1 protein-coding gene is annotated in these 443 nt (G+C 71.8%); it reads right to left on the bottom strand.

All coding sequences use genetic code 11. The features are described from left to right. Nucleotides 1–443 (bottom strand): SDR family NAD(P)-dependent oxidoreductase (locus tag KBX53_RS35770; protein ID WP_210864118.1); only part of this gene is annotated, 443 nt, incomplete at both ends.

Below are 443 nucleotides of genomic sequence, written 5' to 3' on the forward strand. Positions count from 1 at the left end.
GGCGTTGACGTTCACCCCGTGGGCCGCCCACTCGTTCGCCAGCGCCTTGGTGAGGCCGGCCACGCCGGACTTCGACGCGGCGTAACCGGGGACGGTGATGCCGCCCTGGAAACTCAACAGCGACGCGGTGAAAACGATCTTCCCTCGGCCGCGCTCGACCATCGTCCGGCCGATCTCCCGGCTGAGGACGAACTGGCTGCTGAGGTTCACCTCGATCACCTGGTCCCACATCTCGTCCGGGTGCTCCGCGGCCGGGGTCCGGGCGATCGTGCCGCCGTTGTTCACCAGGATGTCGACCGGTCCGAGCGCGATGATGTCGCGGGCCAGCCGGTGCACGGCCGCCCGGTCGCCGAGGTCGGCCCGCAACGCGGTGAACCGGCGGCCGGCGGCGCGCACCCGACGCTCGACCTCGCTGCCGTCGGCTTCGAGCTGCGCGGAGACGC

The sequence above is a fragment of the Micromonospora sp. M51 genome (assembly GCF_018070305.1).
Lineage (GTDB): Bacteria > Actinomycetota > Actinomycetes > Mycobacteriales > Micromonosporaceae > Micromonospora > Micromonospora parva.